At 65.5% G+C, this 13,708-nt stretch carries 11 protein-coding genes; 5 read left to right on the forward strand and 6 right to left on the reverse strand.

Annotated elements, in window-relative coordinates; translation table 11 throughout:
• The first annotated feature begins 4 nt into the window (after positions 1-4).
• Entirely contained in the window at positions 5-733 is a 729-nt protein-coding gene (gene rph / locus H597_RS0126690; protein WP_028104805.1) for a ribonuclease PH, read from the forward strand.
• Between the two features lie 34 nt (positions 734-767).
• On the opposite strand, the gene H597_RS0126695 is transcribed toward rph, so the two are convergent.
• Complete coding sequence (locus H597_RS0126695; protein WP_028104806.1) at positions 768-1,673, reverse strand: LysR family transcriptional regulator; 906 nt, start codon at positions 1,671-1,673, stop codon at positions 768-770.
• Positions 1,674-1,775: 102 nt separating this feature from the next.
• Here H597_RS0126695 and H597_RS0126700 point away from each other — a divergent pair, with 102 nt between their 5' ends.
• Genes H597_RS0126700 through H597_RS0126715 form a run of 4 tightly spaced genes read left to right on the forward strand, consistent with a single transcriptional unit; the run spans position 1,776 to position 4,942 of the window.
• A complete protein-coding gene (locus tag H597_RS0126700) occupies positions 1,776-2,780 on the forward strand; it encodes an NADP-dependent oxidoreductase (protein ID WP_028104807.1) in 1,005 nt (334 codons plus the stop codon).
• Between the two features lie 31 nt (positions 2,781-2,811).
• Complete coding sequence (gene rdgB / locus H597_RS0126705; protein WP_028104808.1) at positions 2,812-3,399, forward strand: RdgB/HAM1 family non-canonical purine NTP pyrophosphatase; 588 nt, start codon at positions 2,812-2,814, stop codon at positions 3,397-3,399.
• Entirely contained in the window at positions 3,396-4,637 is a 1,242-nt protein-coding gene (gene hemW / locus H597_RS0126710) for a radical SAM family heme chaperone HemW (RefSeq protein ID WP_028104809.1), read from the forward strand. The genes rdgB and hemW overlap by 4 nt, the downstream gene beginning before the upstream one ends.
• On the forward strand, positions 4,637-4,942 hold the full coding sequence (locus tag H597_RS0126715; protein WP_028104810.1) for an ankyrin repeat domain-containing protein: 306 nt from the start codon (positions 4,637-4,639) through the stop codon (positions 4,940-4,942). Before hemW ends, H597_RS0126715 begins: the two co-directional genes overlap by 1 nt.
• Here H597_RS0126715 and H597_RS32630 read toward each other — a convergent pair.
• From H597_RS32630 to H597_RS0126740, 5 genes are all read right to left on the reverse strand, one after another.
• On the reverse strand, positions 4,904-6,706 hold the full coding sequence (locus H597_RS32630) for a methyl-accepting chemotaxis protein (protein ID WP_083941309.1): 1,803 nt from the start codon (positions 6,704-6,706) through the stop codon (positions 4,904-4,906). The genes H597_RS0126715 and H597_RS32630 overlap by 39 nt on opposite strands.
• Before the next feature lie 90 nt (positions 6,707-6,796).
• Positions 6,797-7,870: a patatin-like phospholipase family protein gene (locus H597_RS0126725; RefSeq protein WP_028104811.1), complete on the reverse strand. Its 1,074-nt coding sequence runs from the start codon at positions 7,868-7,870 to the stop codon at positions 6,797-6,799.
• Entirely contained in the window at positions 7,870-9,312 is a 1,443-nt protein-coding gene (locus H597_RS0126730) for an efflux transporter outer membrane subunit (protein ID WP_028104812.1), read from the reverse strand. The genes H597_RS0126725 and H597_RS0126730 overlap by 1 nt, the downstream gene beginning before the upstream one ends.
• Entirely contained in the window at positions 9,309-12,455 is a 3,147-nt protein-coding gene (locus H597_RS0126735; RefSeq protein ID WP_028104813.1) for an efflux RND transporter permease subunit, read from the reverse strand. The genes H597_RS0126730 and H597_RS0126735 overlap by 4 nt, the downstream gene beginning before the upstream one ends.
• Before the next feature lie 12 nt (positions 12,456-12,467).
• Positions 12,468-13,661, reverse strand: a complete 1,194-nt coding sequence (locus H597_RS0126740; protein WP_028104814.1) for an efflux RND transporter periplasmic adaptor subunit — start codon at positions 13,659-13,661, stop codon at positions 12,468-12,470.
• Between the last annotated feature and the right edge of the window lie 47 nt (positions 13,662-13,708).

The following is a 13,708-nucleotide window of genomic DNA, read 5'->3' on the forward strand; positions in this document are numbered from 1 at the left end:
ATCCATGACCACTGTGAACCGCCCGAGCGGCCGCGCCGTCGATGCGCTGCGCGACATCCGCATCACCCGCGACTACACCAAGCATGCCGAGGGTTCGGTGTTGATCGAGTGCGGCGACACCAAGGTGATTTGCACCGCCAGCATCGAAGAACGCGTGCCGGGCTTTTTGAAGGGCAAGGGCCAGGGCTGGATGACGGCGGAATACGGCATGCTGCCGCGCTCCACCCATTCGCGCATGGACCGCGAGGCGGCCAAGGGCAAGCAGAGCGGCCGCACCCAGGAGATCCAGCGCCTGATCGGCCGTTCGCTGCGCGCGGCTTTCGACCTGGAGGCTTTCGGCGAACGCACGCTGCAGCTCGATTGCGATGTGATCCAGGCTGATGGCGGTACCCGTACGGCGTCGATCACCGGCGCCATGGTGGCGGCGTATGATGCTTTCTCCAAGCTGAAGGCACGCGGCATGATCGAGACCATTCCGGTCAAGCATTTCGTGGCCGCGATTTCGGTCGGCGTGTACAAGGGCGTGCCGGTGCTGGACCTGGACTACCCCGAGGATTCGGATTGCGATACCGACATGAACGTGATCATGACGGATGCGGGGGCGTTCGTGGAAGTGCAGGGCACCGCTGAAGGTGCGGCCTTCGATCGCGCCGCCATGAACCGCCTGCTGGATCTGGCGGAAGGTGGTATTCGCGATCTGGTCAAGCTGCAGAAGCAGGCACTGGGCCTGTAAGCAGCCCCCGGTCTGCGGCCGCCGCGAAACCGGGTCAGGCCCTTGGGTCTGACCCGGGTTTACCGGTTCTAGACATGCGCTCCAAAAGAAAATCCACAAACGCCGCAGTCTTCAACGGCAGGAACTCGCGCGCCGGATAAACCGCATAGGTGGCAGGCCCCGGCGGCAAGGCCACATCCTCCATGATGCGTACCAGATGCCCGCCCGCCAGCTCGTCCGCCACGATCGGCACCGGCACCTTGATGATGCCCGCGCCCCCCACAGCTGCCGTCACCAGCGCCCCGCCATCATTCATCTGCAGCGGCCCATCGACCCGCACTGTGCCGGCGTCGCCGAAATTCCACTCGTCATAAACGCGCGAGCCCACCGCATAGAGCAGGCAGGCATGCCGCTGCAGCTCCTGCGGAGTGCGCGGAGCGCCGCACCGCGCCAGGTATGACGGCGCAGCACACACCACACTGGGGTTCTCGGCCAGCTTGCGCGCCACCAGCGTCGAATCGACCAGGGCCGAAGTCCTGATCGCCACGTCGATCTGCTGCGCGATCAGGTCCACCATCGAGTCGTCCAGCTGCAGCGACACCTTCACCTGCGGATAGCGCGCCGTGAAATCGGCCAGCAGCGGCACCAGCACGCGCCGCCCGGCCATCGAGCAAGAAACGCGCAGCAGGCCGCGCACCTCCTGCTTGAAGCTATCGGTCAGGTGGGCGATCTTGTCCAGCGAGCGTTCGATCTGGCGCGCTTCCTCCAGCACCATCTGCCCCACCTCGGTCAGCGCAAGCTGGCGCGTGGAGCGCTGGATCAGGCGTGCGCCCAGATCCTTTTCAAGCTGGGCCAGCTGGCGCGATACGACGGACTTGCCGCAGCCCAGCTTGAGTGCGGCGGCGCTGATACTGCCGGACTGGATGATTGTGGCGAAAATGGCAAGGCGTTGCGGGTTCATTGTTCCTCCATGGTCAACAATGTAATGCCTGATCGTTGACTTATCAAGCAAAGCCAAGCGCCGTACACTGGCATCATTCAATCTTCCAAGGAGTTTTGCATCATGACCAACAACCGCCAGTTCCTGCTTGCCCGCCGTCCTGAAGGCGCTGTCCAGCGTTCCGATTTCGACTTCGCCAGCGCACCGCTGCGCGCCCTGGAAGACGGGGAAGTCCTGATCCAGGTTTCCCACGTATCGCTCGATCCGGCCATGCGCGGCTGGATGAACGCCTCCACCGAGTCCTATATGCCGCCGGTGGCGCTGGGCGAAGTGATGCGCGCCATCGCCGTCGGCCGCGTGGTCGAATCGCGCAACCCGGGGTTCAAGGCGGGCGACCATGTCAGCGGCCTGCTGGGCGTGCAGGAATATGCAATCCACAACGGCGCAGGCTTGAACAAGGTCGATCCAACGCTGGCGCCCCTGCCGCTGTTCCTCGGTGCGCTGGGCATGCCGGGCCTGACCGCGTATTTCGGCCTGCTGGACGTGGGCCAGCCGAAGGAAGGCGACACCGTTGTGGTGTCCGGTGCCGCCGGGGCCGTGGGCGCGCTGGTAGGCCAGATCGCCAAGCTCAAAGGCGCCCGCGTGGTCGGCATCGCCGGCGGTGCGGACAAAGTGCGCTACCTGGTCGAAGAACTGGGCTTTGATGCCGCCATCGATTACAAGACCGAGAACGTCGCCGCCGCACTGCGCCAGCATGCGCCAAAGGGTATCGATGTATTCTTCGACAACGTCGGCGGTGCGATCCTGGATGCGGCGCTGGCCAACCTGGCGCACGGCGCGCGCGTGGTGATTTGCGGCGCGATCTCCCAGTACAACAGCACGGAAGCCGTGACCGGCCCGTCGAATTACCTGCAACTGCTGGTCAAGCGCGCCACCATGCGTGGCGTGATGGTGGGCGATTACTATCACCGCGCGATGGAGGCCATCTCCACCATGGGCGGCTGGATCCAGTCCGGCAAGCTGAAAACGCGCGAACACGTGGTGCAGGGCCTGGATACCTTCCCGGAGACCTTCGCCAAGCTGTTCACCGGCGCCAACCAGGGTAAGCTGGTCCTGCAAGTGGTTTAAAATATCGGCTCTTTCAAAAGAGCCGATATTCATGACACAACGCATCGTTCTCGCATCGAACAACAAGGGCAAGCTCAAGGAATTCAACGAGCTGCTCTCGACCATTGGTTTTTCCGTCCATCCGCAGGGCGAATTCGACGTGCCGGAGGCGGAAGAGCCTTTCCACACTTTTGTCGAAAATGCATTGACCAAGGCCCGCCATGCCGCCCGCCTGACCGGCTTGCCGGCGCTGGCGGACGACTCCGGCGTGTGCGTGAACGCGCTGGGCGGTGCGCCCGGCGTATACTCGGCGCGCTATGCGGGCGAACCCAAGTCGGACGCGCGCAACAACGAGAAGGTCATCGCCGACCTGGCTGCGCACGCCGATAAATCGGCCTACTATTACTGTGTGCTGGTATATGTGCGCCATGCCGACGATCCGCAGCCGGTGATCGCCGATGGGCGCTGGGAAGGTGTGATCTCGGCCGAGGCGCGCGGCGAGGGTGGTTTCGGCTATGACCCGCACTTCCTGATCCCTGCGCTGGGCAAGCATGTCGCCGAGTTGGCGCCGGAAGAGAAGAACCGCCTGTCCCATCGCGGCCAGGCACTGCGTGCGTTGGTAGAGAAGCTGAAGAAATGATCCCGATTAAGCCGGTCGGCAATGCCGCACCAAGCCGCACCATCGACAGCGCCGCCGGCGTCGCTGCTACCTACCTGCGCCCCGGCGCGCTGAACCTGCAGGCCTTGCCGCCGCTGTCGCTCTATATCCACTGGCCGTGGTGCGTGCGCAAGTGCCCGTACTGCGACTTCAATTCGCACGAAGCCAAGGGCGAGGTGCCAGAGCAGGAATACCTGGACGCGTTGCGGCGCGACCTGGAAATGTCGCTGCCCCTGATCTGGGGACGCAAGATTTACACGATTTTCATCGGCGGCGGTACGCCGAGCCTGATGTCGGCGGCCGGCATGGATCGCCTGATGTCGGACCTGCGCAGCCTGCTGCCGTTGGACGGCGCCTGTGAAATCACGATGGAGGCCAATCCTGGCACCTTCGAAGCCGAGAAATTCCGCTCCTACCGCGACAGCGGCATCAACCGCCTGTCGATCGGCATTCAGAGCTTCAACAGCGAGCATCTGAAGGCGCTGGGCCGCATCCACGACGACGGCGAGGCGAAACGCGCGGTGGAAATCGCACTGGCCAATTTCGACAACTTCAACCTCGACCTGATGTACGCGTTGCCGGGGCAAAGCCTGGAACAGGCGCGCCAGGATATCGAGACCGCGATCGCCTTCAAGCCGCCGCACCTGTCGCTGTACCACCTGACGATGGAACCGAACACGGTGTTCGCCAAGTATCCGCCGCAGTTGCCGGACGACGACCTGAGCGCGGATATGCAGGACATGATCGCCGACCTCACCACTTCGAACGGTTATGGCCACTACGAAGTGTCGGCCTACGCCCGGCCGGGCCATCAGGCGCGCCACAATCTCAATTACTGGCAGTTCGGCGACTACCTCGGTATCGGAGCCGGTGCGCATTCCAAACTGTCCTTCCCGCACCGCGTGCTGCGCCAGGCGCGCTACAAGCAGCCCAAGTCCTATATGGATGCGGTGGCCGCCGGCAACCCGGTGCAGGAAGAGCGCGAACTGGCACGTGATGAAATGGGCTTCGAATTCATGCTGAACACCCTGCGCCTGCAAGACGGCTTCGAACCGAACCTGTTCGCGGAACGCACCGGGGTGGCGCTCAACACCATCGAGAAGCAGCTGAACGCGGCCGAGGCCAAAGGCCTGCTGTACCGCGACCACATGCTGATCAAACCGACGGAATTGGGCCAGCGCTTCCTGAATGACCTGCAGCAGATGTTCCTGGGCGAGTAATGACAGTACCTGAACGGGGCCCTGATTGCATCGGCGATGCATCCGATGAATTGACGGCGTTGGTAAGCAGGTACGCCGCCCTTGACATGTTTTCCGGATACACGATCAACGCGCCCGACAGCCCCCGGCTGGATGGCGATACTCCGTTTCATATGGTCGCCTTCGATGGTGATATCGAGGCCGCAAAAATAATGCTCCCATATGTTGCCGACATCAATGCATCAGGCGACTTCGGTTGTTCGCCCTTGCTTTATGCGGTGATGAAATCAAAACTCTTCCCATTCGTCGTTAGCCGCGGCAGGTGAGCGGCGTTCTGCCTTCGTGCGGCGTTCCGCTGAGCGGTCTGAGTCCGAAGTGTTGGCGGCCGGGCGTGGCGTGGCGCGCGGCGCGCTGCGTGCCTCCGTTGTGCTCAGTCGCTTCGGCGGTGCGGAATTGAGTGCTGGCGCAACAGCGTCCCTGCTGTTGTCGGTCCTTTGAGTTGCCGGGCGGGGCTGTGCGCTCCAGCGGGCCACTGCATCGGTGCCGAGTTTGAACGAGGCTGCAACTTGCGCCAGTTGTGCCGCTTGCTCCTGCATACTGGCTGCTGCGGCAGCCGCTTCTTCGACCAGCGCCGCGTTCTGCTGCGTCACCTGGTCCATCTGACCGATCGCCTGGTTCACTTCGTCGATGCCGACGCTTTGCTCGCGGCTGGCGGAAGTGATCTCGCCCATGATGTCCGTCACGCGCCGCACGCTGGTCACCACCTCGCCCATGGTGGTGCCGGCCTGCTGCACCAGCGAGGTGCCGGCGTTCACCTGCGATACGGAATTGTCGATCAGCTCCTTGATTTCTTTTGCCGCGGCGGCGGAGCGCTGCGCCAGATTGCGCACTTCGGAGGCCACCACGGCGAAGCCGCGGCCCTGCTCGCCGGCGCGCGCCGCTTCCACCGCCGCGTTCAAGGCAAGGATGTTGGTCTGGAAGGCGATGCCGTCGATGGTGCCGATAATGTCGACGATCTTGCGCGAAGAGGCATCGATGGAACCCATGGTTTCCACCACCTGGCCGACGATCTCGCCGCCGCGCGCGGCAACGTCGGAGGCGGCATGCGCCAATTGGTTGGCCTGGTTGGCGTTGTCGGCGTTCTGCCGCACGGTGGACGTCAGTTCTTCCATCGAGGAGGCGGTTTCCTCCAGCGAGCTGGCTTGCTGTTCGGTGCGCGAGGAGAGATCCAGGTTGCCCTCGGCGATTTCGCTGGAGGCGGTGGCGATGGCCGTGGTGCCGGTCTGCACCTGGCTCACCAAGCGGCGCAGCGCATCGTTCATGCCGCGCAGGGCGATCATCAGGTCGCCGATTTCATCGCGCGCGGTCTTGTCATCGAAGCGGGTGGTCAGGTCGCCTTCGGCCACGGTATTGGCGATGCCGAGCGCGGAGTTCAGCGGCACCGTGATGCTGCGCGAAATGACCCAGGCTGCCCAGGCGCCGAAGCTCAACAGCAGGATGCTGAGGGTGACCATCAAGCGCGTGCTGCGTTCGTGGGCGGCATTGATGCCGGCAGCCGTGGCGTCGATGGCTTTGCGCTGTTGCGCCAGCAGTTCCTTGACCTTCTCCTGATAGCCCTTGGCCGCAGGATCGAAGACGTCGCGGTAAAGCCGTTCGCCTTCGGTCGCATTACCGGCCTGGTTGGCCTTCATGATGTTGTTTTTCGCTTCCTGGTATTTGGCGCGCAGGACCATGGCATCGTCGTAGATCTTGCGCTCTTCCGGCGTCTCGAGCAGTGCTTCGACTTGTTTCAGCAGTTCGCCGCCGCGCTTGGTGCTGTCCGCGATGACGGTGGCGAAGGTCTTCGATAGTTCGGCATCGCTGCTGCGGGCGATCAATTGGGTGCGCGCGATGGCGGAGTAGATCAGCACATACCAGTCGGAGACGAGGCGCTCTTTGGCCAGCGGGCGGTCCATCATGGCGCGCGTGGCGTTGGCCGTGTCGTTGGAATGGTAGAGGGCGTAACTGGTGCCGATCGCCGACAGCAGCAGAACGATGCCGAAGCCCGCCGCGAGGCGGGGTCCAATGCGAAGCTGGGACAGGACTTGCATACTGGCCTCCTGAGTTTGGAGTACTAGTATGCGCCTGAATAGTTGCGTGGCAGATATCCCGTTGCAAGCCTGCAACAGGAAATGCGGCGCTTAGAATGGCTGGGCAAGTCCCAGGTCGGGTCGCTCCGCCCACTGGGCCAGCGCCTCGGCCATGCGCTGGCTTTCGCCGATGGCGTAGGTCCAGTCGCGGATGCGGGCGGCATGCTCCTGGCCGTAGTGCTTGAAGTCCGTACGGTCCGGCAGTTTGCGGTTCGGCAGGCTGGCCAGGAAGGAGGGCGAGGGCGAGACCAGGATCACGTTTTCCAGCGCGCTGTCGCGGGCGCGGCGCCATGGCATCGATTTGTCGAGCCAGCCGGGCACGATATGGTCGGTGAAGTGCGGATACAGCACCAGGCCTTCGTCGCGCTGGTAGGGCAGGTGCAGGTGGTAGTCGATCAAGCCGCCGTCCCAGTAGTCGCCGGGTGGCGCGCCGTGGATGTCGCTCACCGCCTGCAGCACCAGCGGGATGGAGCCGGAGGCCAGCAGGGCGGCATGCAGGTTCTGTTCCGACAGGCCGACATAGTGGGATGCGAAGGCATCGAAGCTGGTGCGCAGCCAGGCGGCATCGTCGCGCGTGTCGTGGAAGACAACGCGTTCCATGGCGCCGGCCAGGCGGCGGCGCGACACCGCGTTGCCGGCGGCGGCGCGCAGGAAACCGGCTATTTCACGCCAGCGGCGGCCGCCCGTGCGCGCCAGCGGGCCGATGCCGCGCACTGCGATCACCGACAGCAGGTAGCCGGGGTTGGCCAGCATTTCCTCGCCGCGGCCATCGAGCACGCTGTCAAGCAGGGTGCGGATGACGCGGCTGACATAGGCCGCATCCACTTTTTCAGGATAGGTCTGGTGCGTGTAATGGTGGGCCAGGCGCTTGTGCGCCGCCACCGGATCGTGGAAGGCGCTGGCTGCCATGCGCCAGGCGCCGATCGAGGCGCCGATCAGCCGGCGCTGGCGCGGCGCCTGTTTCAGCCACTCGCCGAACATCCATTGGTCGATGCCGTTCAGGATCAGGCCTTTGGGGCCGCCTGCCGCAGCAGGAATGATGGCGATGTCGGCGGCCTGCAGGCCTTCGCGCTCGATGCGCTGGCGGGCGCGCTGGCCGAGTCGGATACTGATCGGTGAATCCACTACTTCAAACCTCCTCCAAGGGCGCGGTACAAGTCGATGGCGCTGCTCATGCGCAGCAGGCGTGCCTGCACGAGGGCTTGCTGCGCGGTGAACAATTCGCGCTGGGCGTCGAGCACGTCGAGCGAGCTGGCGACCCCGTTTTCAAAGCGCAATTGTAATAGACGCAGGCGCTCGGCCTGGGCTTCCTGCACGGTGCGCTGGGCGGCGACCTGTTCGCCGAGGTAGGTTCTTGCGGCCAGCGCGTCGGCCACTTCGCGGAAGGCCGTCTGGATGGTCTTTTCATAATCGGCCACCGCGATGTTCTTGCGGGCGTGGCTGACATCCAGGTTGGCCAGGTTGCGGCCGGTGTCGAAGATCGGCAGCACCAGTTGCGGCGCGAAGGCCCAGGTGCCGCTGCCGCCTTCGAACAGGCCGCTGAAATCGCGGCTGGCGCTGCCGGCCGAGGTGGTCAGCGTGATGCGCGGGAAGAAGGCGGCCCGGGCGGCGCCGATGTTGGCGTTGGCGCTCTTCAGGCGCTGTTCGGCGGCGCGGATGTCGGGGCGGTTGGCCAGCAGGTCCGACGGCGCGCCCGCAGTCAGCGCGGACATGGCATCGGCTTGCGCGTCTTCTGTCGGCTGCGGTGCGCCGCTTGCCGTGCCAGCCGGCAGCGCCTGCCCGACCAGCAGGGCGAGCGCATTGGCGGCTTGGGCACGCTGGCGCGCCAGGGCCAGCGCGGAGGCACGGGCGGTCTCCATCTGCTGCTCGTTGGAACGCAGGTCGAGGAGGGAGGAGGCGCCGCCTTCCACGCGCTGCCTGGTCAGGTCGAAGGTGCGTTTGCGGGCGTCGTAAGTGCTTTCGGCCAGCACCTGCTGCTCGGCGAAGGCACGCTCGGTGTAGTAGGCCTTGGCCACTTCGGCGACCAGGCTGATTTGCGCCGCCTGTTTGGCTTCTTCGGTGGCCAGGTAGCTGGCCAGGGCGGCGTCGCTCAGGCTTTTTACGCGGCCGAAAAAGTCCAGCTCGAAGGCGGGAATCGCAAGGCTGGCGTCGAAGCGTCCGCTGGTTTGCGGCTGGCCGCTGATGCTTGCGAATCCCGGCGTGCGGCTGCGCGATTCGCCCAGGTTCGCATTCAGCGTCGGCAGACGGTCGGCGCGCTGGATGCGGTAGACGCCGCGCGCTTCCTCGATGCGCAGGGCGGCGATGCGCAGGTCGCGGTTGTTGGCAAGCGCCGTTTCGATCAACTGCTGCAGGCGCCCGTCCGGGAAGAAGGCGCGCCAGCCGGTGTCGATGGCGGCTTGCGTGCCCTGCGCGGCGGTGGTGGCGGCGCCGACCGGCGGCGTCCCGGCCGGGAAGGCGTCGGCAACCGGCGCGGCGGGGCGCTGGTAAGACGGCGCCATCGAACAGCCCGAGATCGCGCCGGCCAGCAGCAGGGCGGCGGCGAGGGCGGCGTTGGAATGCTTCATCATTGCTTTTTCTCCGGCTGGTCCAGTTCATGCGCGGCGAGGCGGCGCTGGCGTTCGCTGCCTTTGAAAATGCGGCGCACGACCACAAAGAAGACCGGCACCAGGAAGACCGCCAGCACGGTGGCGGTAATCATGCCGCCCATCACGCCGGTACCGATGGCGCGCTGCGAGGCCGATCCGGCGCCGGAGGCGATCACCAGCGGCAGCACGCCGAGGATGAAGGCGAGCGAGGTCATGATGATCGGCCGGAAGCGAAGGTGCACGGCTTCCAGCGTTGCCTCGATCAGGCCCTTGCCTTGTGCCTGCAGGTCCTTGGCGAATTCGATGATCAGGATCGCGTTCTTGGCCGACAGGCCGATGATCGCAATCAGGCCGACTTTGAAGTACACGTCGTTCGGCAGGCTGCGGATATGCGCGCCGAGCAGGGCGCCCAGCACGCCGAGCGGAACGACCAGCAGCACGGCGACCGGAATCGATTCGGATTCGTACAGGGCCGCCAGCACCAGGAAGGCGGCCAGCATGGACAGGGCGAACAGCGCCGGGGCCTGGGAGCCGGACAGGCGCTCCTCGGACGACTGGCCGGTCCATTCGATGCCGAAACCGGGCGGCAGCTGCTCGGCCAGGCGCAGCAGTTCTTCCATCGCTTCGCCGGTGGAATGGCCAGGCGCCGCGTTGGCGCTCAGGCGGTAGGCGGGGTAGCCGTTATAGCGCACCAGCTGGATCGGTCCGGTCACCCAGCGCGTGGTGGCGAAGGACGCGAACGGCACCATCGTTCCGGTGCTGCTCTTCACATTCAGGCGCAGGATGTCTTCCGGCTGCATGCGGCGCTCCTGGTCGGCCTGCACGATCACGCGCTGCTGGCGGCCGCTGGCGGCAAAGTCGTTCACGTAGGATGAGCCGAACGCCGTTCCCAGGGTGGACGAGATGTCGGTGAACGCCACGCCCAGTGCGTTGGCTTTTTCGCGGTCGATGTCGACCTGCAGCTGCGGCGCGTCTTCTAGGCCTTCCGGACGCATGCCGGTCAGCACCTTGCTCTTGCCCGCCAAGTCCAGCAGCTGGTTGCGCGCCGCCAGCAGGGCGTCGTGACCAAGGCCGCCCCGGTCCTGCAGGCGGGCCGTGATGCCGGTGGCGTTGCCCAGCTCGCGGATCGGCGGCGGGCTGAGGGCGAACACCTGCGCATCCTGAATATGGGCCAGGCCGCCGAAGGAGCGCATGGCTATCGCATCGGCCGACTGGTCGGGGCCGCGCTCTTTCCAATCCTTCAGCGGCACGAATACCAGGCCGGCGTTCTGGCCGCTGCCGGAGAAACTGAAGCCCGCCACCGCGATCGTGCGCGCCACGCCCGGCTGGGCGCGGAAGTACGAATCCACTTCCGCCAGCACGGCTTCGGCGCGGTTGCGCGACGCGCCCGGCGGCAGCTGGACGTTGGCGATGATATAGCCCTGGTCTTCGTTCGGCAGGAAGGAGGAGGGCAGGCGCACGTACAGCCAGGCCACAATGCCCAGCAAGGCCGCGAAGATCAGCAGGAAGCGGCCGGTGCGCGTCAGGATCTTTGCCACCCAGCCCTGGTAGTGCGAGGCGGTGGAGGCGAAGCCGCGGTTGAACCAGCCGAAGATGCCGGTCTTGGCATGATGGTGGCCCGCTGCGACAGGTTTCAGCATGGTCGCGCACAGGGCCGGCGTCAGCGACAGCGCCATCAGGGCCGAGAACACCATGGCCGATACCATCGACAGCGAGAATTGGCGGTAGATCGCGCCCACCGCGCCGCCGAAGAAAGCCATCGGGATGAATACGGCGATCAGCACCAGGGTGATGCCGATGATCGCGCCCGTGATCTGCGACATGGCCTTGCGCGTCGCATCGCGCGGCGACAGGCCTTCCTCGCTCATGATGCGCTCGACGTTCTCCACCACCACGATCGCGTCGTCCACCAGAATACCGATGGCCAGCACCATGCCGAACATGGTCAGCACGTTGATCGAGAAGCCGAACACCTGCATGGCGGCGAAAGTCCCCATCAGGGCGACCGGCACGACGATGGTCGGGATCAGGGTGTAGCGGAAGTTCTGCAGGAAGACATACATCACCAGGAACACCAGGGCCACGGCTTCCAGCAGGGTCTTGACCACCTCCTCGATGGAGATCTTGACGAATAGCGACGTGTCGTAAGGCACGGTGTACTTCAAGCCCGGCGGGAAGTACTTCTGCAGCTCGTCCATCTTTTCGCGCACGATGGTGGCGGTCGCCAGCGCATTGCCGGTCAGCGACTGCTGCACGGCGATGGCGACGAACGGCTGCCCGTTCAAGCGCGCCTGGATGCCGTAGCTGGCGCCGCCCAGTTCCATGCGCGCCACATCGCGCAGCCGCACCAGCGAACCATCGCGGTTGGCGCGCAGCACGACCTTCCCGAATTCCTCCACCGAGGACAGCTGGCCCGTCACCACCACGGGGGCGAACCAGGCCTGGGAGCGCGGATTGGGCAGGTCGCCCACCGTGCCGCCCGCCACCTGGACATTCTGCTGGCGGATCGCGGTGGTCACATCGCTCATATTGAGCTTGTAGCCGGTCAGCTTGTCGGGATCGACCCAGATGCGCATCGAGCGTTCGGTGCCGAACAACTGGGCCTGGCCCACGCCCGGCAGGCGCTTGACCTCATTTAGCACGTTGCGCGCCAGGTAGTCGCCGATGGCGGTCGGGTCCATGCTGCCGTCGGTCGAATAGGCGCCGACGAACATCAGGATGTTGGAGCGCGCCTTGTTCACCTGCACGCCCTGCTGGATCACCGCCTGCGGCAGGCGCGACTCGACGCGCTTGATGCGGTTCTGCACATCCACCGCCGCCAGGTCCGGGTTGGTGCCGGGCTGGAAGGTCACGGTGATGCTGACGGAGCCGTTCGAATCGCTTTGCGACTCCACGTATTGCAGGCCGTCGGCGCCGTTCATTTCCTGTTCGATGACGGAGGTGACGGCATCGTCCAGCACCTGCGCCGTGGCGCCGGGGTAGGCGGCGCTGACGACGATGGACGGCGGTGCGATGGTCGGGTATTGCGCCACCGGCAGCATGGTGATCGCCAGCGCTCCACCCAGCAGGATGAAGAGCGCGATCACCCACGCGAATACGGGGCGGTCGATGAAGAACTTTGCCATGTGGCGGCCCCTTTACTTGGCCGCCGGAGCGGATGCGGCGGGCGCGGCGCCCGCCGCTGCCGGTCCGGTCGCCGGACCTTTCCACGGCACCGCATTGACCGTGCCGCCCGGTTTGGTTTTCTGGAAGCCTTCCACGATGACGCGTTCGCCGCCTTTCAGGCCGGAGCTGATGATCCACTTGCCGCCCGCCGAGGCGTCGGCCTTGACCGGCACCGAGCTCACTTTGTTGTCCGCGCCGACCACCAGCACCGAGGCGCCTTCCGCGCCGCGCACCACGGCCTGCTGCGGCAAGGTGATGGCCGCTTCGTTGACGCCCTGCTCAAGGCGGGCGCGCACATACATGCCGGGCAGCAGGGTACGGTCGGGATTCGGGAATTCGGCGCGCATCGACACCGCGCCGGACGATTCGTCCACCGCAACGTCAGAGAACAGCAGCTTGCCCGGCTTGGCGTATTCCTGGCCATCCTCGGTCAGCAGGGTCACGCGGGCCTGGTCCTTGCCGGCGCTTTTCAGCGTGCCGCCAGCCAGGGTCTGTTTCAGGCGCAGCAGCTCGGCGGAAGACTGGGTGATGGTGACGTAGATCGGGTCCAGCTGCTGCACGGTGGCCATCGGCGTCGCTTCGTTCTGCCCGACCAGCGCCCCCTCGGTGACCAGGGCGCGGCCCACGCGGCCGGAGATCGGCGCGGTGACGGTGGCATAACCCAAGGTCAGCCCGGCGTTCTTGCGCGCGGCGCGGGCCGACTGCAGTTCGGCGCCGGCCTGCTTTTGCGCCGTCAGCGCATCGTCGTATTCCTGCTGGCTGACCGCCTGCGCCGCCAGCAGCGGCTTATAGCGCTTGGCTTTCAGGTCGGCCTGGGCCAGGTTGGCTTCGGCGCGCGCGATGGCGGCGTCGGCGCTTTCCACATTGGCCTGGAACTGCGCGGGATCGATGCGGAACAGGACCTCGCCGGCCTTGACGTCGCCGCCTTCCTTGAACACGCGCTGCAGCACGATGCCCGGGGTGCGCGCCCGCACCTGGGCGATGCGCGAGGCTTCGACGCGGCCCGGCAGCTCGTTGGTGACGGTGACGGCGCCGGTGGCGGTGGTGACGACCGATACGGTGGGTGGGGGCGGGGCCGCCTTGTTGGCGTCTTTCTTATCGCCGCAGGCCGCCAGGATGAGCGACAGGGCGAGACCCAGTGGGAGTGTGCGCAATACAGGTTTCATTGGCGTCTCTTATTGTGAGGTGGGACTGCGCCGAAAATTGTATAACA

The sequence above is a fragment of the Pseudoduganella violaceinigra DSM 15887 genome (assembly GCF_000425385.1).
In the GTDB taxonomy this organism is placed as follows: Bacteria; Pseudomonadota; Gammaproteobacteria; order Burkholderiales; family Burkholderiaceae_D; genus Rugamonas; species Rugamonas violaceinigra.

What these genes read in the sequence shown, in the direction of transcription:
- H597_RS0126730 (WP_028104812.1), bottom strand. Translation starts at nt 9,312, where the DNA reads ATGATGAAGCATTCCAACGCCGCCCTCGCCGCCGCCCTGCTGCTGGCC.
- hemW (WP_028104809.1), top strand. Translation starts at nt 3,396, where the DNA reads ATGATCCCGATTAAGCCGGTCGGCAATGCCGCACCAAGCCGCACCATC.
- rph (WP_028104805.1), top strand. Translation starts at nt 5, where the DNA reads ATGACCACTGTGAACCGCCCGAGCGGCCGCGCCGTCGATGCGCTGCGC.
- rdgB (WP_028104808.1), top strand. Translation starts at nt 2,812, where the DNA reads ATGACACAACGCATCGTTCTCGCATCGAACAACAAGGGCAAGCTCAAG.
- H597_RS0126740 (WP_028104814.1), bottom strand. Translation starts at nt 13,661, where the DNA reads ATGAAACCTGTATTGCGCACACTCCCACTGGGTCTCGCCCTGTCGCTC.
- H597_RS0126715 (WP_028104810.1), top strand. Translation starts at nt 4,637, where the DNA reads ATGACAGTACCTGAACGGGGCCCTGATTGCATCGGCGATGCATCCGAT.
- H597_RS32630 (WP_083941309.1), bottom strand. Translation starts at nt 6,706, where the DNA reads ATGCAAGTCCTGTCCCAGCTTCGCATTGGACCCCGCCTCGCGGCGGGC.
- H597_RS0126695 (WP_028104806.1), bottom strand. Translation starts at nt 1,673, where the DNA reads ATGAACCCGCAACGCCTTGCCATTTTCGCCACAATCATCCAGTCCGGC.
- H597_RS0126735 (WP_028104813.1), bottom strand. Translation starts at nt 12,455, where the DNA reads ATGGCAAAGTTCTTCATCGACCGCCCCGTATTCGCGTGGGTGATCGCG.
- H597_RS0126700 (WP_028104807.1), top strand. Translation starts at nt 1,776, where the DNA reads ATGACCAACAACCGCCAGTTCCTGCTTGCCCGCCGTCCTGAAGGCGCT.